Source organism: Streptomyces hokutonensis (assembly GCF_000376565.1).
Classification (GTDB): domain Bacteria; phylum Actinomycetota; class Actinomycetes; order Streptomycetales; family Streptomycetaceae; genus Streptomyces; species Streptomyces hokutonensis.
Genome location: NZ_BARG01000033.1, coordinates 214,127 through 232,875, shown reverse-complemented (window position 1 = coordinate 232,875; position 18,749 = coordinate 214,127). Strand labels below are relative to the sequence as shown.

General features: G+C 69.9%; 17 protein-coding genes. 6 read left to right on the top strand and 11 right to left on the bottom strand.

Features of this window, described 5'->3' with window-relative positions; all coding sequences use genetic code 11:
* Nucleotides 1-27: 27 nt before the first annotated feature.
* From SSP08S_RS20315 to SSP08S_RS20300, 4 genes are all read right to left on the bottom strand, one after another.
* The gene (locus SSP08S_RS20315) at nt 28-1,845 is read right to left on the bottom strand and encodes an ABC transporter family substrate-binding protein (RefSeq protein WP_019069462.1); all 1,818 of its coding nucleotides are present in this window, start codon (nt 1,843-1,845) and stop codon (nt 28-30) included.
* Between the two features lie 250 nt (nt 1,846-2,095).
* Nucleotides 2,096-3,139, bottom strand: coding sequence for an NUDIX hydrolase (locus tag SSP08S_RS20310; protein WP_019069461.1), 1,044 nt, complete (start codon nt 3,137-3,139; stop codon nt 2,096-2,098).
* Between the two features lie 139 nt (nt 3,140-3,278).
* On the bottom strand, nt 3,279-3,473 hold the full coding sequence (locus SSP08S_RS20305; protein WP_019069460.1) for a hypothetical protein: 195 nt from the start codon (nt 3,471-3,473) through the stop codon (nt 3,279-3,281).
* A 30-nt stretch (nt 3,474-3,503) separates the two neighbouring features.
* Nucleotides 3,504-4,475: a TIGR01777 family oxidoreductase gene (locus tag SSP08S_RS20300; protein WP_019069459.1), complete on the bottom strand. Its 972-nt coding sequence runs from the start codon at nt 4,473-4,475 to the stop codon at nt 3,504-3,506.
* Between the two features lie 188 nt (nt 4,476-4,663).
* Here SSP08S_RS20300 and SSP08S_RS20295 point away from each other — a divergent pair, with 188 nt between their 5' ends.
* Nucleotides 4,664-6,685 carry an NPCBM/NEW2 domain-containing protein gene (locus SSP08S_RS20295; RefSeq protein WP_026178664.1) on the top strand — a complete coding sequence of 674 codons (2,022 nt, stop codon included), beginning with the start codon at nt 4,664-4,666 and terminating at the stop codon, nt 6,683-6,685.
* Between the two features lie 45 nt (nt 6,686-6,730).
* On the opposite strand, the gene SSP08S_RS20290 is transcribed toward SSP08S_RS20295, so the two are convergent.
* Nucleotides 6,731-7,687: an ROK family protein gene (locus SSP08S_RS20290; RefSeq protein WP_019069457.1), complete on the bottom strand. Its 957-nt coding sequence runs from the start codon at nt 7,685-7,687 to the stop codon at nt 6,731-6,733.
* Between the two features lie 205 nt (nt 7,688-7,892).
* Here SSP08S_RS20290 and SSP08S_RS20285 point away from each other — a divergent pair, with 205 nt between their 5' ends.
* Nucleotides 7,893-8,930, top strand: a complete 1,038-nt coding sequence (locus SSP08S_RS20285) for a LacI family DNA-binding transcriptional regulator (protein WP_019069456.1) — start codon at nt 7,893-7,895, stop codon at nt 8,928-8,930.
* Nucleotides 8,931-8,938: 8 nt separating this feature from the next.
* Nucleotides 8,939-9,730 (top strand): hypothetical protein, encoded by a 792-nt coding sequence (locus SSP08S_RS20280; RefSeq protein WP_019069455.1) that lies wholly within the window; start codon nt 8,939-8,941, stop codon nt 9,728-9,730.
* Here SSP08S_RS20280 and SSP08S_RS20275 read toward each other — a convergent pair.
* Both SSP08S_RS20275 and SSP08S_RS20270 read right to left on the bottom strand, forming a co-directional pair.
* Entirely contained in the window at nt 9,676-11,601 is a 1,926-nt protein-coding gene (locus tag SSP08S_RS20275) for a serine/threonine-protein kinase (protein WP_026178663.1), read from the bottom strand. The two genes, SSP08S_RS20280 and SSP08S_RS20275, sit on opposite strands and share 55 nt — an antisense overlap.
* A gap of 95 nt (nt 11,602-11,696) precedes the next feature.
* Nucleotides 11,697-13,001 carry a DUF6986 family protein gene (locus SSP08S_RS20270; protein WP_019069453.1) on the bottom strand — a complete coding sequence of 435 codons (1,305 nt, stop codon included), beginning with the start codon at nt 12,999-13,001 and terminating at the stop codon, nt 11,697-11,699.
* 183 nt (nt 13,002-13,184) lie between these two features.
* Here SSP08S_RS20270 and SSP08S_RS20265 point away from each other — a divergent pair, with 183 nt between their 5' ends.
* Nucleotides 13,185-14,078, top strand: coding sequence for an endonuclease/exonuclease/phosphatase family protein (locus tag SSP08S_RS20265; RefSeq protein ID WP_019069452.1), 894 nt, complete (start codon nt 13,185-13,187; stop codon nt 14,076-14,078).
* 65 nt (nt 14,079-14,143) lie between these two features.
* Here SSP08S_RS20265 and SSP08S_RS20260 read toward each other — a convergent pair whose 3' ends face one another.
* The 4 genes from SSP08S_RS20260 to SSP08S_RS55585 all read right to left on the bottom strand — a co-directional run bounded on the left by SSP08S_RS20260 (nt 14,144) and on the right by SSP08S_RS55585 (nt 17,339).
* A complete protein-coding gene (locus tag SSP08S_RS20260) occupies nt 14,144-15,106 on the bottom strand; it encodes an electron transfer flavoprotein subunit alpha/FixB family protein (RefSeq protein WP_019069451.1) in 963 nt (320 codons plus the stop codon).
* 68 nt (nt 15,107-15,174) lie between these two features.
* Complete coding sequence (locus SSP08S_RS20255) at nt 15,175-15,963, bottom strand: electron transfer flavoprotein subunit beta/FixA family protein (RefSeq protein ID WP_026178662.1); 789 nt, start codon at nt 15,961-15,963, stop codon at nt 15,175-15,177.
* A 244-nt stretch (nt 15,964-16,207) separates the two neighbouring features.
* On the bottom strand, nt 16,208-16,717 hold the full coding sequence (locus tag SSP08S_RS20250; RefSeq protein ID WP_019069449.1) for a flavin reductase family protein: 510 nt from the start codon (nt 16,715-16,717) through the stop codon (nt 16,208-16,210).
* A gap of 208 nt (nt 16,718-16,925) precedes the next feature.
* Nucleotides 16,926-17,339: a TlpA family protein disulfide reductase gene (locus SSP08S_RS55585; protein WP_019069448.1), complete on the bottom strand. Its 414-nt coding sequence runs from the start codon at nt 17,337-17,339 to the stop codon at nt 16,926-16,928.
* 75 nt (nt 17,340-17,414) lie between these two features.
* On the opposite strand from SSP08S_RS55585, the gene SSP08S_RS20240 reads away from it, so the two are divergent.
* Nucleotides 17,415-17,831, top strand: a complete 417-nt coding sequence (locus SSP08S_RS20240; RefSeq protein ID WP_019069447.1) for a DUF4395 domain-containing protein — start codon at nt 17,415-17,417, stop codon at nt 17,829-17,831.
* A 185-nt stretch (nt 17,832-18,016) separates the two neighbouring features.
* Nucleotides 18,017-18,745: a lysophospholipid acyltransferase family protein gene (locus tag SSP08S_RS20235; protein ID WP_019069446.1), complete on the top strand. Its 729-nt coding sequence runs from the start codon at nt 18,017-18,019 to the stop codon at nt 18,743-18,745.
* Nucleotides 18,746-18,749 lie beyond the last annotated feature (4 nt).

The window sequence follows — 18,749 nt, the reverse complement described above, 5'->3', positions numbered from 1 at the left end:
GTGTAGCCAATTCCCTCTGGCGGTGGGCTACTTCTTCAGGCCCCACGTGCCGGTGTTGTAGGCCGGTCCCACGTTGGTGGAGTTGTTCCGCATGTTCACGAACCGCGTCTGCGAGGCGAAGAACGTCGGCTTCTGGTAGAGCGGCAGGACGTAGGCGTCGTTCACCATGATCTGGTCGGCCTGGTTGAGGAGGGCCGCGGCCTTGGTCGCGTCCGTCTCGCCCACGGCCTGGGAGATCAGGGAGTCGGCCGTCTTGTTGCTGTAGCCGCCGTAGTTGCCGCCACCGCCGGTGAACCAGTTCTGCTGGGCGTTGCTGGTCGGGAACGGTGCCGCGACCCAGGCGAAGACGATGATGTCGTACTGGTGCCCGGCGAGGACCGTGCCGAGGTCGGCGGCGCCGATCGGCTTGATGGTGATCTTGATGCCGAGGCTCGCCAGGTTGCTCTGCAGGATCTGGCACTCGCTCTGCCGGATCTGGTTGCCGGTGGTGTAGCGGCAGTTGAAGGGTCCGACCGTCTTGCCGTCCGGGGTCTTCAACGCCGTGCCCACACCGGTGAACTTGGCGTCGGTGAGGTACTTCTTCGCCTTCGTCAGATCACCGGATCCCTGACCGGTGGCACTGACCACGTCCTTGTAACCGGCCTGCCCGGGAACGAAGTTGTGGCTGCCGAGCGGCTTCACGGCCGGGTCGAACTGGCCGACCGTCTTGGCGATGATGTCCTTGGTGTTGATCGCCGTGAACATCGCCTGCCGCAGCGCCAGATACTTCCCGAGCACCGGGTCGTGCAGGTTGAGGTCGAAGTGCTCCCAGGTCAGCCCGTTGCCGATGCTGTAGGTGACGCCCGGGATGTCCTTGACCTGGTTGACCAGGTCCACCTCGGGCTGCGGATAGATGCCCTGAACCTCGTTGTTCTTGAGGGCGGTTGGCTCCTGGGTGGCGTCCGAGATCACCTTGAAGATCAGCCTCTGCAGGGTCGCCTTCTTCGCGCCGTACCACTTCGGGTCGGGCACAAAGGTGGCGTGGTCGTTGTCGACCCACTGCTGCATCTTGTAGGCGCCCGCGGTCGGGTACTTGGTGGGCGGCGTCTTCAGGAAGTACTGCCAGGCCTGCGCCATCTGCGTGGCCGTCATGGCGGCGGCGTCGCCGACCTTGGCGCCGGAGAGCTTCTCCGCGGTGTGCGCCGGATAGAGCGGATAGCCCGCGCCGAACAGCGACTTCCAGTCCGAGTACGGCTTCGACATCACCATGGTGAAGGTCTTGCCGTTGTCGGACGGGGTCAGGGACTTGATCCGGTCGTAGCCCGCGGTGCTCTGCGGGAGACAGCCATGGGTCTGGCTGGAGTCGCTGGCGGGCGGCGGCGGGCAGTCCTTGCCGTTGTTGGTACGCCAGTAGTAGGTGAAGTCGTCGGCGGTGATGGGCGTGCCGTCGTTCCACGCCGCCTTCGGGTTGATCTTGTAGACGATGGTCTGCGGGCTGGTGCTGGTCTGTGTCGCCGAGGTCACCAGATCGGTGTTGAGGGCGACGGTGAAGTCCGGCTGGGGCACGAACACCTGCGGCAGGACGACCTCCAGGGCCTCCCCGTTCTCGAAGGTGTTGCCGTTGACGTCCTGGACGTTCCACTGCTGGATGTTCTTCTCCAGCACATAGGTGTACGTTCCGCCGGACTTGGTGGCGGCCGAGTTGCAGGTGTTGGCCTGGCCCACGGTGTTGCAGGACGTGAGTCCGGCCGAAGTGCCCTTGCTGGGGCCGCCGCCCCCACCGCCGCTGCTACAGGCGGTGAGCACCAGGGTGAGCCCGGCGGCGAGAGTGAGGGCCCGGGTGAGGGCCGAGGATGGCGCGCGCATGTTCCTCTCCTTCGACCGGCGAAATGTCCGGTCCCGTCGAGGCGGCCGGCGGCCGCGAGAGAACTGAGCTGCGCAAAGACGTTAGAGCTCCGATGTACCTTCTTCACGTTCCTGTTCATACCGGGACGGCGACAATTCACCCTCGCTTTGTTATCGGAATGACCCATGCCCCGCAAAATCGCCAGGTGGTGCCCCCGAAAAGGCAAAGTCCCGTTCAACATCGTTGATCAGACCGCAAATTGACGTGTCGTCACCCGAGCGGTACGCCCGCCTCCAGATAGAGCGCGGCCCCGCGTTCCCGGGCCCGCAGCGCCCACCGCAACCGCTCGTAGCGGACCGGCGGCAACAGGTCGGCGGCCTCCTGCTCGCTGGCGAAGCACCAGCCGCGCAACTCCGGTCCTGGCAGCAGCAGTCGGTCCGCCTCGGCGGCGCCCAGCCGGCCGCCGTCGAAGAGGAGGCGCAGTCCGCCGTAGCCGGGCGGGGCGGGTGGCTCCCAGTCGACGACGAGCAGCCGGGGTACGTCGTCGAGGACGAGGCCGGTCTCCTCGGTGACCTCGCGCATGCCGGCCCGGGCGGGCGCCTCGCCGGGTTCGACGACGCCGCCGGGGAACTCCCAGCCGGCCTTGTAGGTGGGGTCGACGAGCAGGACCCGGTCCTCCTCGTCGAAGAGGAGCACGCCGGCCGCGACGGTCTCGGAGGTGGGCTCCGGGGTCTGCACGATGTCGCAGACGGGGACGGAGCCGCTGCCGACCGCGTCGGCGATCCGGCAGGCCGTCTCGTACGGGGTGAGGGCACTGGTGTCGACGAGATGAGCGTCGGCGGTGAGCCAGGAGGCGAGTGCGGCGCGGTACGGCTCGATGTGGTCGTACGCCCACTGCTGCATCCGCAGCTCGCCGTCGGGGAGGTCCGGCGGGATCTCCCGGCCGGCTATTCGCTCGCGCAGGATCGTTTCCGCCGGTGCCAGGAGAACATGCCGGACCGCGACCCGGCGGGCCGCGAGGCCGCCGAAGATCTCGTCGCGGTACTCCTGGCGCAGCAGGGTCATCGGGACGACGAGGGTCCCGCCGAGCTCGGCGAGCATGGCGGCGGCCGTGTCGATCACGAGCCGTCGCCAGATCTGCAGGTCCTGGAAGTCGCCGACCTCCGCGAGGTGCTTGGGCGGGAGCAGGTTCGGAAGTGCCCCGCCGATGATCTCGGGGTCGAAGAACGTGCTGTTCGGGATCAGGTCGATCAGTTCCCGTGCGGTGGCGGTCTTGCCTGCACCGAACGCGCCGTTGATCCAGACGACGGTCACAGGTCCCCCTCTTCTGTTGGCCCCCTGAGGCTTGCCCGTTCCACCCTGCCACGGAAACCAGCCCCAGTTGAGAGCGCACAAACGACGGCGCCGGTACCCCCTCCGACGAGGCACCGGCGCCGTTGGCTTTCGACCGGTATCAGCTGTTCTCTCCCAGGGCACCCTCGTCGACGGCGAGACTGCCGTCGCTGACGAGGTGGTCCATGGAGCCCACGGTGTCCTTGACGTTCAGATCGCCGAGTACGTCGTGGTCGTGGGAGTGCGACGGGGTGATCGCGGCGACGACGAACCCGGTGGCGAGGGAGGCGATGGCCAGCATGCTGCGCTTCTTCATGCCCCGTTCAACTGACGAAGCGCGCCGGGGTCACGCCCGGACCGGCCGCCGGGTGGAAACCGCCCCGCCGCGTGACCGTCGTACGAGGTCCACGGCCGCCTCGGGCCACTGCGGATGGTCGAAGGTGAACCCCTCCGCCAGCAGCCGACCCGGGACGACCCGCCGGCTCTTCAGGAGGAGTTCGGTGTCCGAGCGCAGCGCGAAGGCGCCCAGCTCGGCCATCCACTTCGTGGCGGGCAGACCCACGGGGATGCCCCGTGCGGCGCGCAGGACGCGCATGAAGGCGCGTTGCGGGAGCGGCCCCGGGGCGGCGAGGTTCACCGGCCCGGCGATGTCGTCGCGCGCGACGAGGAACTCCACCGCGCGGACGAAGTCCTGGTCGTGGATCCAGGAGACGTACTGGGCGCCGCCCGCGACCGGACCGCCGAGCCCGAGCCGGGCCAGCCCGAGCAGCACGTCGAAGACACCGCCCCGGTCGGGGCTCATCACCATCGCGGCGCGCAGGGCCACCTTGCGGGTGCCCGGGGTGTCGGCGCGCTCCTGCTCGCGCTCCCAGTTCTTCGCGATCTCGACGCTGTACGCCCAGTAGTCGGGGACGTCCGGTTCGGCGCCGCCGATCAGGCCGGTGGCCTCGTCGTTCGGGGCGTCGTAGCGATGGGCGTAGACGGTCGCGGTGCTCATCTGCAGCCAGACGCGCGGCGGGTGCGCGGCGGTGGCGATCGCCTCGCCGACGACCCGGGCGGAGTGCACGCGCGAGTCCATCATGGCCTTCAGGTTGGCGGGGGTGTAGCGGCAACTGACGCTGCGGCCCGCGAGGTTGATCACGACGTCGCTGCCGTCGATCTCCCGGGCCCAGGCGCCCAGCCGCTCGCCGTCCCACCACACTTCGCGGTCGCGCGTCGGTCGCCTGGTGAGGACGACGACCTCGTGGCCGGCCTCGGTCAGGGCGCGGTCGAGGATCGCGCCCACCTGTCCCGTGCCGCCGGGAATGACGATCTTCACAGGGCTCCCCCTTCTGTTCGGGAGTGAGCCTAGCGCAGAAAGTTGAACGCGTTCAAAAGGCGCGCGATGGAAAGTCGAACAATCAATACGCAACTCTTCCAACAGAGTTGGACACGTCCTACCGTAATCGCGCACATGGCATGCACAGGAAGTGATCCCATCTCTCGCGAGTCCGGAGGAAGGTCACCATGCGTCACCCCTACACCCGCACGACCCGCCGAAGATTGGTAGGAGCGGTCGCAGCAGGGCTGTTGTGCACGGCGGGCCTCGCCGCGCCCGCCGTCGCCACCCCCGCGCAGGACCCCGTCTCCCCCGCCCTGGCCGACGGTCAGGCGCTCACACCTCCGATGGGCTTCAACAACTGGAACTCCACCAACTGCCGTGCCGAGTTCAACGAGTCCATGGTCGAAGGGATCGCGGACCTCTTCGTCGCCAAGGGCCTCAAGGCGGCCGGCTACCAGTACGTCAACCTCGACGACTGCTGGGCCCTGCCGAACCGCGACGCCGACGGCAAGCTGGTCCCCGACCCGGTCCGCTTCCCGCACGGCATCAAGGCCGTCGCCGACTATGTGCACTCCAAGGGACTCAAGCTCGGCATCTACACCAGCGCGGGCACCAAGACCTGCAACGACGCCGGCTTCCCCGGAGCTCTGGGCCACGAGTACAGCGACGCGCGGCAGTTCGCCGACTGGGGCGTGGACTACCTCAAGTACGACAACTGCAACAACCAGGGCGTGGACGCCAAGTTGCGCTACACCACCATGCGCGACGCCCTGAAGGCGACCGGCCGGCCCATCGTCTTCAGCATCTGCGAATGGGGCGAGAACAAGCCCTGGGAGTGGGCCTCGGACGTCGGGCACCTGTGGCGCACCACTGGTGACATCAGCGACAACTGGGGTTCGATGCTGTCGATCCTCAAGCAGAACCTGCCGCTCGCGCCGTACGCCGGCCCCGGGCACTGGAACGACCCCGACATGCTGGAGGTCGGCAACGGCGGGATGACGGACACCGAGTACCGCTCGCACTTCTCGATGTGGTCGATCATGGCCGCGCCGCTCCTCATCGGCTCGGACCTGCGCAAGGCGACCGACGCGACCTTCGACATCCTCGACAACAAGGAGGTCATCGCGGTCGACCAGGACCCGTTGGGCAAGCAGGGCAACGTTGTCACGTCCGAGGGCGGACGCTGGGTCGTCGCCAAGGAGATGAAGGACGGCAGCCGTACGGTCGCGCTCTTCAACGAGTCCGGCAGCGCCCAGCGCATCGCCACCACCGCAACCGCCGTCGGCCTCCCGAACGCCCGCGCCTACACCCTGCGCGACCTGTGGCAGCACAGGAGCTACAACACCGCGGGCACGATCTCCGCGACCGTCCCGGCTCACGGCACGGTCCTCGTACGGGTCTTCGCCGACCGGCAGTCGGTCAAGAACCCGCCCGCCGTCGAACTCGGCCTGGACGGCGCCCCGTTGGTCCAGGCGGCGACGGCGACCCCGCTCACGACGACGGTGACCGACCTCGGCCGTACGACAGCCGAGCACGTCTCGGTGAGCCTGACCGGGCCGGCCGGCTGGAAGATCCGGCCCAAGTCGTCGACGACCGCGAAGGCCGTGCCGACCGGCAGGTCGCTGCGCACCAAGTGGACGGTCACCGCTCCCTCGGGGACGCCCATGGGGTCGTACGACCTTGTACTGAAGGCGAGTTACCGCTCACCGAGCGGTATGCGCGTCACCAGCACTCTCCCGTTCACCGCGTCCGTGGTGGTCGCTCCCCCGGCGGGCACCTCGTACCTCGGTGACCTTCCGTGGATGTCAACGGCCAATGGATGGGGGCCCGTTGAGCGCAACACCAGCAACGGGGAGAGCGCGGCGGGGGACGGCAATCCGATCACTCTCGGCGGAGTCGTCTACGCCAAGGGGCTCGGCGTCCACGCCGAGAGCGAGGTGGCGTACTACACCGGGAAGGCGTGCGAGAAGGTCACCGCGGACGTCGGTGTGGACGACGAGAAGGGGGCCAACGGGACCGTCGCCTTCGAGATCTGGGCGGACGGCACGAAGGTCGCCTCCACCGGCGTCCTCACCAACGCGATGCCCGCCCAGCCGGTCACGGCGGACGTGACCGGCGCCCAGGTGGTCCGACTCGTCGTCACCGACGGCGGCGACGGGATCGACTCGGACCACGCGGACTGGGCGGACGCTCAACTCACGTGCTGAGCAAGGGCATAGGCCACTGAACGAACGTTTCGTCCGTTCCGCGCCTCACACCCCGGCCGCGGTCGCGTTGTTCGCCTGACGGGCGAGCGCGGCCGCGGCCGCTCCCACCAGCCCGGCGTCCGTGCCCATTTGGGCCGGCGTCACGGTCAACCGCCGTACGAAGGACAGCGTCGCGTAGTCGCTCAACGCCTTGCGCAGCGGCGTGAAGAGCACGTCGCCCGCCTTGCCGACGCCGCCGCCGATCACGGCGATGTCGATCTCGACGAGGGTCGCGGTGGCGGCGATACCGGCCGCGAGGGCCTGTGCGGCCCGCTCGAAGGAAGCGACGGCGACCGGGTCGCCCGCGCGGGCGGCGGCGGCCACCGCGGCGGCCGAGGTGTCACCGTCCGAGCCCGGCCGCCAGCCTCCCTCGACCGCCCGCCGGGCGATGTTGGGACCGCTGGCGATCCGCTCGACACAGCCGCGCGAACCGCACGGACAGGCGTCCCCGTCCAGGTCCACGCTGATGTGGCCGATGTGGCCCGCGTTGCCGGTCGGCCCGGGATGCAGCTGCCCGTTGAGGACGAGACCGCCCCCGACTCCGGTGGAGACCACCATGCACAGCGCGTTGGCGTGCCCGCGCGCCGCTCCCTGCCAGTGCTCGGCCGCCGTGATGGCCACGCCGTCACCGATCAGCTCCACGGGCAGGTCACCGGCCGCCGCACGCACCCGCTCGACGAGCGGATAGTCGCGCCAGCCGGGCACGTTGACGGGACTCACGGTGCCCGCGGAGGCGTCCACGGGACCCGCGCTGCCGATGCCGAGGGCGCTCGCGCGGGACCACGAGGGCGATGCGGTGAGTTCCGCGAGCACCTCCTCCACGGCCCGCATCACGGTGTCGCCGTCGTCCTGCGAGGGCGTCGGGCGCTGCGCGCGCACCAGGATCTTGCCGTGGCCGTCCACCAGCGCCCCGGCGATCTTGGTGCCGCCGATGTCGAGCGCGGCCACGAGGTCGGTGTGCATCAGTGTCAGATCTCCCCGTCAAACATGAGAACCACCAGAAGGTGAGTTGGACCGGTCTCGCGGTGGGGGCGCAGGCCGTTGATATCGGTGGACAGTCTCTCTCGCATATGACAACGTTGTCCAGGCTCTATGCTCGACGCCACATCCTCATACAAACCCATGGACCTATGCATCCCCCGTGGACGACAGGACAGGACAGCGCATCGTGCCAGAGACCGCCCGCCGCCCCGAGAACCGCTACGGCAACCGTCCGACCATGAAGGACGTGGCCGCGCGCGCCGGTGTCGGCCTGAAAACGGTGTCGCGGGTGGTCAACGGCGAGCCGGGCGTCACCCCCGACACCGAGCGCCGCGTCCAGGAAGCCATCGACGCACTGGGGTTCCGGCGCAACGACAGCGCCCGCGTCCTGCGCAAGGGCCGCACGGCCAGCATCGGCCTCGTCCTGGAGGACCTCGCCGACCCGTTCTACGGCCCCCTCAGCCGCGCGGTCGAGGAGGTGGCCCGGGCCCACGGCGCCCTGCTCATCAACGGCTCCAGCGCCGAAGACCCGGACCGCGAGCAGGAGTTGGTGCTCGCGCTGTGCGCCCGACGGGTGGACGGTCTTGTCGTGATCCCGGCCGGGGACGACCACCGCTACCTGGAGCCGGAGATCAAGGCGGGCGTCGCGACCGTGTTCGTGGACCGTCCGGCCGGACAGATCGATGCCGATGTCGTCCTGTCCGACAGCTACGGCGGCGCACACGAGGGGGTCACCCACCTCATCTCCCACGGCCACCGGCGCATCGGCTTCATCGGCGACATGCCCCGCATCCACACGGCCGCCGAGCGCTTGCGCGGCTACCGGGCCGCCATGGAGGACGCCGGTATAGCCGTCGAGGACTCCTGGATGTCCCTCGGTGTGACCGACCCCGTGCGGGTGCGCCGGGCCGCCGAGGAGATGCTGTCCGGCCCCTCCCCCGTCACCGCGATCTTCGCCGGCAACAACCGCGTGACGGTCACCGTCGTCCGCGTCCTCGCCGAACAGTCCCGCCGGATCGCCCTCGTGGGCTTCGACGACTTCGAACTCGCCGACCTGCTCCAGCCCGGCGTGACCGTCGTCGCCCAGGACGCCGCGGCCCTCGGCCGTACCGCCGCCGACCGCCTCTTCCGCCAGCTGGACGGGACGCTCATCGCCCCGGAACGCATCGAGTTGCCGACCCGGCTGATCACCCGGGGCTCGGGCGAGCTGCCGCCGTCGGACTGAGCCGAACCGTGAACGACCGTACGCTGGAGGCTCTGGGGCTGGCCCGGGCACCGCGCGAGTTCCCGCTCGACTACCCGGGCGTCTGGCCCGCCACCTCCGGACTCCTCGTCGGGGACCGGCTGCTGCCCCTCGACGACCGCGTCACCTACGACGACCGCACTCCGGTCCTCGCCATCGGTTCCAACGCCTGCCCCGCCCAACTGCGGCACAAGATGGCGGAGTTCGGGATCGACTCCCCCGTGCCGATGGTGAAGGTCCGGGCCACCGGTGTCGACATCGGCGTCTCCGCGCATGTGAGCCGCGTGGGCTATGTGTCCGCGTCGCCGGTCAACTCGCCGGGTGTCGTACGGGAGTTGTTCGTGACGTGGTTCGACGCGCGGCAGCTCGCGGTCGTAGATGCGAGCGAAAGGGCGTACGACCGAGCATGGTTGACCGGGCCCGAGTTGCGTTTCACGTCGTCGGACTCCGGGGAGTCGCTGCGGGGCGCGTATGTCTACGTCAACCGGTACGGGGTGTTGCGTGACGTGCGTAACGGCACGGGTGTGCCGCGCCGGCATCCGGGCGAGCAGGCGCTGCTCACCGAACTTCTCGCCGCCTCACCGGAGTTGAGGAAGCTGTTCGGGCGGACGCCGGAGGAATTCTGCACGCGGTCACGCGCCGACCGGGAGTTGTGCGAGCGGGGTACGCGGCTGTTCCGGGAGGAGGGGTTGGTGACGGTGTCCGGTCTGGAGCGGTTCGTAGCGCCTCAGCAGACCGGCAGCCCCGGGACGGGTTCGTCGTTGCCCCCGCCCTTGATGTAGACGTCGCTGACATAGACGTTCGTGTTGCCGCTGTCGTCGTCCGTCTTCGCCCACCAGACATTGGTCCACTGGCCGTAGGTCTCGCGGCGGCCCAGATTCACCTGGCAGTAGAAGTAGTTGGTGCCCGCGCCGAGGACGCCGACCTCGGTACCGGACGCGGTGTAGGACTTGGCGGTGCGCCACACCTGGCAGTTGTACTTGCCGCCGCCGATGGACTGACAGGCGGGGGCGGGGCTGGAACTGGGGCTGGTTCCGGTGGTGGGGGTGCTGTTGCCGCCCGTGCCTCCGCCGCCGGAGGACGTGGACCTGCTCGGCGAGGCGGTCGGCGAGTGACCGGCGGTCGGGTCCCCGCCCTTGCCGGTGTGCTGCTCGGTCGGTGCCTGCGTCCCGTCGGCGCCCTGTCCCGTGGGCTTGGCCGAGTCCGAGCGCTTGGCGTCCGCGCGTGCGGTGGGCGAGGTGTCGCCGGCGTCCTGGGCCGGGGGTGAGCCGCCCTGCGAAGTGACCGACGCGTCACCGGAGTTGACGTAGTGGGCGACGACCACTCCGGCACCGGCGAGCACGACCGCTGCGGCAGCGGCGGCGATCAGAACGCGTGCCTTGCGGCGGGGATGGGCGGGGTGCGCCATGGGCCCGGTCGGTGGGGTCGGTGCGGGCATCGGGGCGAGGGGCGGGCCGAAGCCCTGGGGGACAGAGGTGGGAGCGGGCGTGGAGACGAGTGGGAGGGCGTCCGATCCAGCCGGCGGAACCGGTGAACCGGGGGCTTGGGCTCCCGGTCCGGGCGGATTTCCGGAGGTACCCGCCGCGCTCGGCTCTCCTGCTCCGGCCGGGACGTCGAGCTGCGCCGCACTCCCAAGCCCCGTGGTGCGGGCCGCCGTTGACTCCTGCGGGTCCTTAACCCGAGCTTCCGGCCCAGCACTTCCGCTCGGTGTCGGCGCCCCCGCTCCGAAGCCCACCGCCACCGCAGCAGCCCCTCCCCCGGCCCCCCGCAACACGGTCGTCGCCGAGTCCGTCTCCGGCGCCTGTGCCACCGCTTCCAGCAGTCTGCGTGCCTGATCGGCGTCGGGGCGCAACTCGGGGCGTTTGTCGAGGAGTTGGCGCAGGACGGGGGTGAGCGGGCCGGCGCGGTGGGGTTCCGGCAGGGGCTCGTCGACGATCGCCGTGAGAGTGGAGTACGTCGAGGTGCGGCGGAACGGTGAGGCGCCCTCGACGGCGGCGTACAGCGTGGCGCCCAGGGCCCAGACGTCGGAGGCCGGGCCGGGGTCGGCGCCCTGCGCCCGCTCGGGGGCCAGGTAGTCCAGGGAACCGATGAGTTCGCCACTGCGCGTGAGGTGCGTGGCGGAACCGTCGCCCGGGTCGTCCATCGTCGCTATGCCGAAGTCCGTGAGGACGACCCGGCCCGAGCGCTCCAGGAGGATGTTCCCGGGCTTCACATCGCGGTGCAGCACACCGGCGGCGTGGGCGGCGGCCAGCGCCTCCATCACCTTCGCGCCGATCCCGGCCGCCTCGCGCGGGTCGATGGGACCGCGCTCCCCCAGTACGTCGTCCAGGGAGGGGCCGTCGATCAGCTCCATGACGATCAGCGGGCGTCCGTCGACCTCCGCGATGTCGTGCACGGCGACGACGCCGGGATGGCGGACCCGTGCCGCCGCCCGCGCCTCGCGCTGCATCCGCAGCCGCAGATCGGCGAGTTGGGGCGCGTAGTCGTCGGTGAAGGTGCGCAGTTCCTTGACCGCGACCTCACGGCCGAGGACCTCGTCGACGGCGCGCCAGACCACACCCATGCCGCCCCACCCGAGCCGGGCCACGACGCGATAGCGTCCGGCCAGCAGTCGGCCGACTCCGTCCACGCGTCCGCTCTCCCCCGAAGACACTGCCGCTCCGTTCCTGTGGCACATCCATGAACGCCGTACAGCCTACGGGGCGACAGTGACAACGGGAGATGGCGGCGACAGCTGTGACAGGTCCGCTACTTCGCGGACACCGTCAGGTCGCCCCGGCGGGGCGCCGCGAAGCCCTCAAGGTCCGTCCGGGTCAGCCCGGTCGCGCCGGCCACCTCCGCGATGTCGAGCGCGCCGCAGTCCAGGCCGCGCAGCAGATAGCCGCTGAGGGCCTTGGCTGTCGCGGGCTCGTCCATGACGTCGCCGCCGGCCCGGTTGGCGTAGCGGGCGAGGCGGGCCGCGGCCTGTTCGAAGCCCTCGCGGTAGAAGGCGAAGACGGCCGCGTAGCGGGTGGGGATGTGGCCGGGGTGCATGTCCCAGCCCTGGTAGTACGCGCGGGCCAGCGCCCGCCGGGTGAGGCCGTAGTGCAGCCGCCAGGCGTCGTGGACTCGCTCCGTCGGCCCGACCGGCAGCACATTGGTCGAACCGTCCGAGACGCGTACGCCCGTCCCCGCCGCCGCGACCTGCATGACCGCCTTCGCGTGGTCGGCGGCCGGGTGGTCGCTGGCCTGGTAGGCGGCGGAGACGCCGAGGCAGGCGCTGTAGTCGAAGGTGCCGTAGTGCAGGCCGGTGGCGCGGCCCTCGGCGGCCTGGATCATGCGGGCGACCGTGGCGGTCCCGTCCGTGGCCAGGATGGACTGGCTGGTCTCGATCTGGATCTCGAAGCCGATCCGGCCGGCGTCGAGCCCGTGCGCCTTCTCGAAGGCCTCCAGGAGCCGCACCATCGCGGTGACCTGCTCGGCGTAGGTGACCTTGGGAAGGGTCAGGACCAGCCCCTCGGGCAGTCCACCGGCCGCCATCAGTCCGGTCAGGAAGATGTCGAGGGTGCGGATGCCCCGGTCGCGCACCGGCGCCTCCATGCACTTCATCCGGATGCCCATGTACGGCGCCGCCGTGCCCTTCGCGTACGCCTCGGCGATCAGCCGGGCCGCGCGGGCGGCGGCCTCGTCCTCCTCGCCGTCGGGGCGGGGGCCGTAGCCGTCCTCGAAGTCGACCCGCAGGTCTTCAATGGGCTCGCGCTCCAACTTGGCCCGCACGCGCGCGTGGACGGGTTCGGCGAGTTCGTCGGAGAGGCCGAGGACGGCGGCGAAGGAGGCGGCGTCGGGGGCGTGTTCGTCGAGGGCGGCCAGCGCGCGGTCGCCCCAGGTGCGGATCGTGTCGGCGGCGAAGACGTCACCGGGGACGTAGACCGTGTGGACGGGCTGGCGGGTGCCGGGGTCGCCGGGGTAGCGGCGCTCCAGTTCGGCGTCGACCGGTGCCAGGGAGGCGCTGATCTCCTCGCCGACCGCGCCCGCAAGGCTCGTCGCCACCTTCTCCTGCTCGCCCTGACCCATCCCACAGCCTCCAGGTTTCCGCTCTACGGAATCAACAATCCGTAGAACGAAGTTATCCGTGGATCTTCCCGCCGGTCAACACCCTGTCCACGGCGTGAACCCACGGCGTTCACTCCCGCCCCGAGGCCCTCTTCCGCCCGACGCCCCGCCCCTTCATCCTGACTCGCAAGGGGAGGGATGCACATGTCGACTGCCTGGACGGTGACCCGTCGCGCGGGGCTCACCACGCTGGTGGCGGCCGCCATCGCCGTGCCACTGATCGGAACCGTACGCGCCGACGCCGTCCGGCACGAGACCCGTCTGCTGGACGTCATGACCTTCAACCTGCGCTACGCGAGCAGCTCGGAGCCCAACAGCTGGCAGGTCCGCCGCCCGGTGATGCGCGACCTGCTGCTCCGCGCGGCGCCCGACATCATCGGCACCCAGGAGGGCCTCTACGGGCAGCTCCAGGACATCAAGCAGGACCTGGCACCGCACTACGACTGGATCGGCAGCGGCCGCAAGGGGGGCAGCCACGACGAGGAGACGGCGATCTTCTACGACACCCGCCGGCTCGCCCCCGTCGAGTACGACCAGTTCTGGCTCTCCGACACGCCCTCCGTGATCGGCTCGAACACCTGGGGCGGCGCCCATCCGCGCATCGCCACCTGGATCCGCTTCCGCGACCTCGGGGACGACGGACGGCAGTTCTACGTCCTCAACACCCACCTGGACAACGCAAGTCAGTACGCCCGCGAGCGCGCCGCCACGCTCATCGCCGAGCGCCTCGCCCGCCTCGACCGCTCCCTGCCGCTCGTGGTGACCGGCGACTTCAACACCGCCGCGTACACCACCTCGGTCTACGCCACGATGCTGGGCGCCGGCCTCAGGGACACCTGGGACGCGGCGGCCGGGCGCGGGCAGCTGTACGGCACCTTCCACGGCTATCGGGCGCTCATTCCGGAGGGGATCCGCATCGACTGGATCCTGGTCGGCGAGGGGATCACCGTGCGCCGTACGGTCATCGACACGTTCTCCGAGAACAGCCAGTTCCCGAGCGACCATCTGCCCGTGCAGTCCACGATCAGCCTGGGATGAACAAAGGCTCCCGCGACCACGTGGGTCACGGGAGCCTCGTACAGCCCGAAGGCATCAGCCCGGTATCAGCCCTTGCGGGTGTTGATCTCCTCGGTGAGCTGCGGGACGACGTCGAAGAGGTCGCCGACCACGCCGTAGTCGACGAGGTCGAAGATCGGGGCCTCGGCGTCCTTGTTGACGGCCACGATCGTCTTCGAGGTCTGCATGCCCGCGCGGTGCTGGATCGCGCCGGAGATGCCGTTGGCGATGTAGAGCTGCGGGGAGACGCTCTTGCCGGTCTGGCCGACCTGGTTGGAGTGCGGGTACCAGCCGGCGTCGACGGCGGCACGCGAGGCGCCGACGGCCGCACCGAGGGAGTCCGCGAGGGCCTCGATGATCGCGAAGTTCTCCGAGCCGTTGACGCCACGGCCGCCGGAGACGACGATCGCGGCCTCGGTCAGCTCCGGGCGGCCGGTCGACTCGCGCGGGGTGCGCGCGGTGACCTTCGTGCCGGTGGCCTTGTCGGAGAAGGTGACCGCGAGGGCCTCGACGGCGCCGGCGGCCGGGGCGGCCTCCACGGCGGCCGAGTTGGGCTTCACGGTGATGACCGGGGTGCCCTTGGAGACACGGGTCTTGGTGGTGAAGGAGGCGGCGAACACCGACTGCGTGGCGACCGGGCCCTCGTCACCGGCCTCCAGGTCGGTGGCGTCGGTGATGATGCCGGAGCCGATGCGCACCGCGAGGCGGGCGGCGATCTCCTTGCCCTCGGCGGAGGACGGCACCAGGACGGCGGCCGGGGAGACGGCGTCGTAGGCGGCCTGGAGGGCGTCCACCTTCGGTACGACGAGGTAGTCGGCGTACTCGGCGGCGTCGTGCGTGAGCACCTTCACCGCGCCGTGCTCGGCGAGCGCGGCGGCGGTGTTCTCGGCACCGGAGCCGAGGGCGACCGCGACGGGCTCGCCGATACGGCGGGCCAGCGTCAGCAGCTCCAGGGTGGGCTTGCGGACGGCACCGTCCACGTGGTCGACGTAGACGAGAACTTCAGCCATGGGAATGGTCTCCTGCGTGCTTGCGAAGTCTGAGGGGCGGTGAGGGAGCCTGCGGAGGGTCGGGGCCCTTAGATGAACTTCTGGCCCGCGAGGAACTCGGCGAGCTGCTTGCCGCCCTCGCCCTCGTCCTTGACGATCGTGCCGGCGGTGCGCGCGGGGCGCTGGGCCGCGGAGTCGACGGCGGTCCAGGCGCCCTCGAGGCCGACCTCGTCGGTGTCGATCTCCAGGTCGGAGAGGTCCCAGGCCTGAACCGGCTTCTTCTTGGCGGCCATGATGCCCTTGAAGGACGGGTAACGCGCCTCGCCCGACTGGTCGGTGACGGACACGACGGCCGGCAGGGAGGCCTCCAGCTGCTCGGAGGCGGTGTCGCCGTCCCGGCGGCCCTTGACGACGCCGTCCTCGACGGAGACCTCGGAGAGCAGCGTGACCTGCGGGACACCCAGGCGCTCGGCCAGCAGGGCGGGGATCACACCGGCGGTGCCGTCGGTGGAGGCCATGCCGGAGACGACCAGGTCGAAGCCGGCCTTCTCGATCGCCTTGGCCAGCACCAGGGAGGTGCCGATGACGTCGGTGCCGTGCAGATCGTCGTCCTCGACGTGGATCGCCTTGTCGGCACCCATGGACAGCGCCTTGCGCAGGGCGTCCTTGGCGTCCTCCGGGCCCACCGTCAGGACGGTGATCTCCACGTCGTCGTCCGAGTTCTCGGAGATCTGCAGCGCCTGCTCGACCGCGTACTCGTCGAGCTCGGAGAGCAGACCGTCCACGTCGTCCCGGTCGACGGTCAGGTCATCGGCGAAGTGCCGGTCGCCAGTGGCGTCGGGCACGTACTTCACAGTGACAACGATCCTCAAGCTCACGCCGGCTCTCCTACTGCATCGTCATTTTTCGGCTGCCTACTTCCAGGCAGCATAGGCGCCTTGAACGGCCGTTCCCGGTGCGGGCGGCCGGTGCTCCGAGCGAAATATTACTCGCCAGTACGCAGCACTACGCTCCCTCAGCAGGTGCCCGCTAAGCAAGCGCTTTGAACTGTGACCTGTGCAACGCAGCGTAATCGGAACTCGACGCTTCCGCAGGGTGGCCCGTCACCCACCGGGAGTGGTCTCAGTCACGCAGCCCGTTGAAGCGGCCCTGGTGATAGAGGAGCGGGCGGCCGGAGCCCGCGTGGTCACCGAGGACGACCTCGGCGATGACGATGCGATGGTCCCCTGCGGGCACGCGCGCGACGACCCGGCACACCAGCCAGGCGAGCACGCCGTCGAGGACCGGAACGCCCTCGGGCCCCTCGTGCCAGACGGTGGGCGCCCCGAACCGGTCGGCGCCGCTGCGGGCGAAGGTGGCGGCCAACTGCTCCTGATGCTCGCCGAGTACGTGCACGCCGACATGGTCGGCCCCGGATATCGCGGGCCAGCTGGACGCGCCGGTGCTGATCCCGAAGGACAGCATCGGGGGCTGGGCCGAGACGGAGCTGAGGGAGGTGGCGGTGAAGCCGACCGGACCGGTCTCACCGTACGCGGTGATCACCGCCACACCGGCCGCGTGCTGCCGGAAGACGGAACGCAGGAGGTCGGGGGAGGCGAGCTGAGAGGTGCCGAGATCGGGCGTGGCCGTCATGGGGCTGTCCTTCTTGGGGAGGCGACGAGCTGGACCGTGGCTGCTCAACAGCCCGGACAGCACGCGCTCGCGGTGCGTGCGAGGTCGACGTGCGCCCGCCCGAAAAGAAGGAGTTCCGAAGGCATACAGTCAGGCTGACGATAGGTGGTGTGCGCAGTCAAGTACGTTCCGGCATATGGGAGATGACTCACCGCTTCCGCCCGAATCGTCAAACCGCCTCCCCCAGGGCCGCGATGACATCCGCCTTGCGGGGGAGCCCGGTGGCGCGCCGCACGACCCGTCCGTCCGCGTCGAGCACCAGCACGGTGGGGGTCTTCAGGATGTCGAGTTCCCGTACGAGGTCCAGATGGTCCTCGGCGTCGATCTCGATGTGACGCACTCCGGGGACCATGCCGGCCACCTCGCCCAGCACCCGGCGCGTGGCCCGGCAGGGGGCGCAGAAGGCGCTGGAGAACTGCACCAGGGTGGCCTTCTCGCCGAGGTCGCCGCCCAACTCGGCGACGCCGAGCCGTTTTCCGCCGTCGCGCCCGCGCACCCGTACCCTCCCGCTCCGCCGCCGATGCAGCACTCCGTAGGCGCTCGCCGCCGCGAGCACCACCACGCACACCACGAGTCCGGTCATCCACTGCTCCAGCGTTCACGAGACTGCAAAGATTCCCAGCACCACGAATCGTTTCCGCTGCGGAATCCTAGGTTCATGGACATCGATGTGAGAGGACCGCGTTTCGGGGCGGCCCTGACGACCGTGGTACTGGCGGTCGTGCTGGTCACCGGCAGCTTCTGGCTGCTGGCGTGGCAGACCCTGGCGTTCGCGCTGGGCGCGGCAGGCGGCGTGGGCCGTTCGCCGTACGGCTGGCTGTTCCGGAAGGCCGTACGGCCGCGGATCGGGCCGCCGACGGAGTTCGAGTCGCCGGAGCCGCCGCGGTTCGCGCAGGCGGTCGGGCTGGTCTTCGCGGGGGTGGGCCTGGTCGGTTTCGGCCTGGGGCCGACCTGGCTGGGGCTCGCGGCGACCGGTGCCGCGCTGGCCGCCGCGTTCCTCAATGCCGCGTTCGGGTACTGCTTGGGGTGCGAGATGTACCTGCTCGTACGGCGGGTGACGGTTCGCGCAGAGTAAAGGAAATTTAAAAGTCCGAGGTGGATCAAGTGATGGACGTGACGAGGATCTCGCCGTTCTCCGGCACGAGGACTGGCCAGTCGTTCGTTCTTCGGGCACGATCTGCGCAATGCCGTAAACCTACGGCTGCGTAACTTTCCCGCCCGGAGAACCCCTTCAGGCAGAGAGAAGGGTCCACCCCGTCCATGGCTGAGCTTGTCTACCGCCCCGTCGTCGGTCTCGCCCAAACGTTGTTCAAGGTCTGGGACCTCAAGATCGACCTCAAGGGATCGGAGAACATTCCGCGCTCGGGCGGCGCCGTGCTGGTCAGCAACCACATCAGCTACCTGGACTTCATCTTCGACGGCCTGGCCGCCCTGCCGCAGAAGCGCCTGGTGCGCTTCATGGCGAAGGAGTCGGTGTTCCGGCACAGGATCTCCGGTCCGCTGATGCGCGGCATGAAGCACATCCCGGTGGACCGCAAGCAGGGCGAGACCGCCTACCAGCACGCGCTGGAGTCGCTGCGGTCCGGCGAGATCGTCGGCGTCTTCCCCGAGGCGACGATCTCGCAGTCCTTCACCCTGAAGAGCTTCAAGTCCGGTGCCGCGCGCATGGCCCAGGAGGCCGGCGTCCCGCTGATCCCGATGGCCCTGTGGGGCACGCAGCGGCTGTGGACCAAGGGTCACCCGAAGAACTTCAAGCGCAGCCACACCCCGATCACCATCCGGGTCGGCGAGCCGGTGGAGGCCCCTCAGGACCAGTACGCGGGCGCGATCACCCGCCGGCTGCGCGAGCGCGTCCAGGAGCTCCTGGAGGCCGCCCAGCGCGCCTATCCGGTACGCCCCAAGGGTCCGGACGACACCTGGTGGATGCCGGCCCATCTCGGCGGCACCGCGCCCACCGCCGAAGAGGTCAAGGCCGCCGAGGCTCGCTGAATCG

Excerpts from the sequence above, each read along its gene's own strand:
- SSP08S_RS20315 (WP_019069462.1), bottom strand. The coding sequence starts at position 1,845 with ATGCGCGCGCCATCCTCGGCCCTCACCCGGGCCCTCACTCTCGCCGCC.
- SSP08S_RS20305 (WP_019069460.1), bottom strand. The coding sequence starts at position 3,473 with ATGAAGAAGCGCAGCATGCTGGCCATCGCCTCCCTCGCCACCGGGTTC.
- SSP08S_RS20295 (WP_026178664.1), top strand. The coding sequence starts at position 4,664 with ATGCGTCACCCCTACACCCGCACGACCCGCCGAAGATTGGTAGGAGCG.
- SSP08S_RS20290 (WP_019069457.1), bottom strand. The coding sequence starts at position 7,687 with ATGCACACCGACCTCGTGGCCGCGCTCGACATCGGCGGCACCAAGATC.
- SSP08S_RS20270 (WP_019069453.1), bottom strand. The coding sequence starts at position 13,001 with ATGGGTCAGGGCGAGCAGGAGAAGGTGGCGACGAGCCTTGCGGGCGCG.
- SSP08S_RS20265 (WP_019069452.1), top strand. The coding sequence starts at position 13,185 with ATGTCGACTGCCTGGACGGTGACCCGTCGCGCGGGGCTCACCACGCTG.
- SSP08S_RS20260 (WP_019069451.1), bottom strand. The coding sequence starts at position 15,106 with ATGGCTGAAGTTCTCGTCTACGTCGACCACGTGGACGGTGCCGTCCGC.
- SSP08S_RS20250 (WP_019069449.1), bottom strand. The coding sequence starts at position 16,717 with ATGACGGCCACGCCCGATCTCGGCACCTCTCAGCTCGCCTCCCCCGAC.
- SSP08S_RS55585 (WP_019069448.1), bottom strand. The coding sequence starts at position 17,339 with ATGACCGGACTCGTGGTGTGCGTGGTGGTGCTCGCGGCGGCGAGCGCC.
- SSP08S_RS20240 (WP_019069447.1), top strand. The coding sequence starts at position 17,415 with ATGGACATCGATGTGAGAGGACCGCGTTTCGGGGCGGCCCTGACGACC.
- SSP08S_RS20235 (WP_019069446.1), top strand. The coding sequence starts at position 18,017 with ATGGCTGAGCTTGTCTACCGCCCCGTCGTCGGTCTCGCCCAAACGTTG.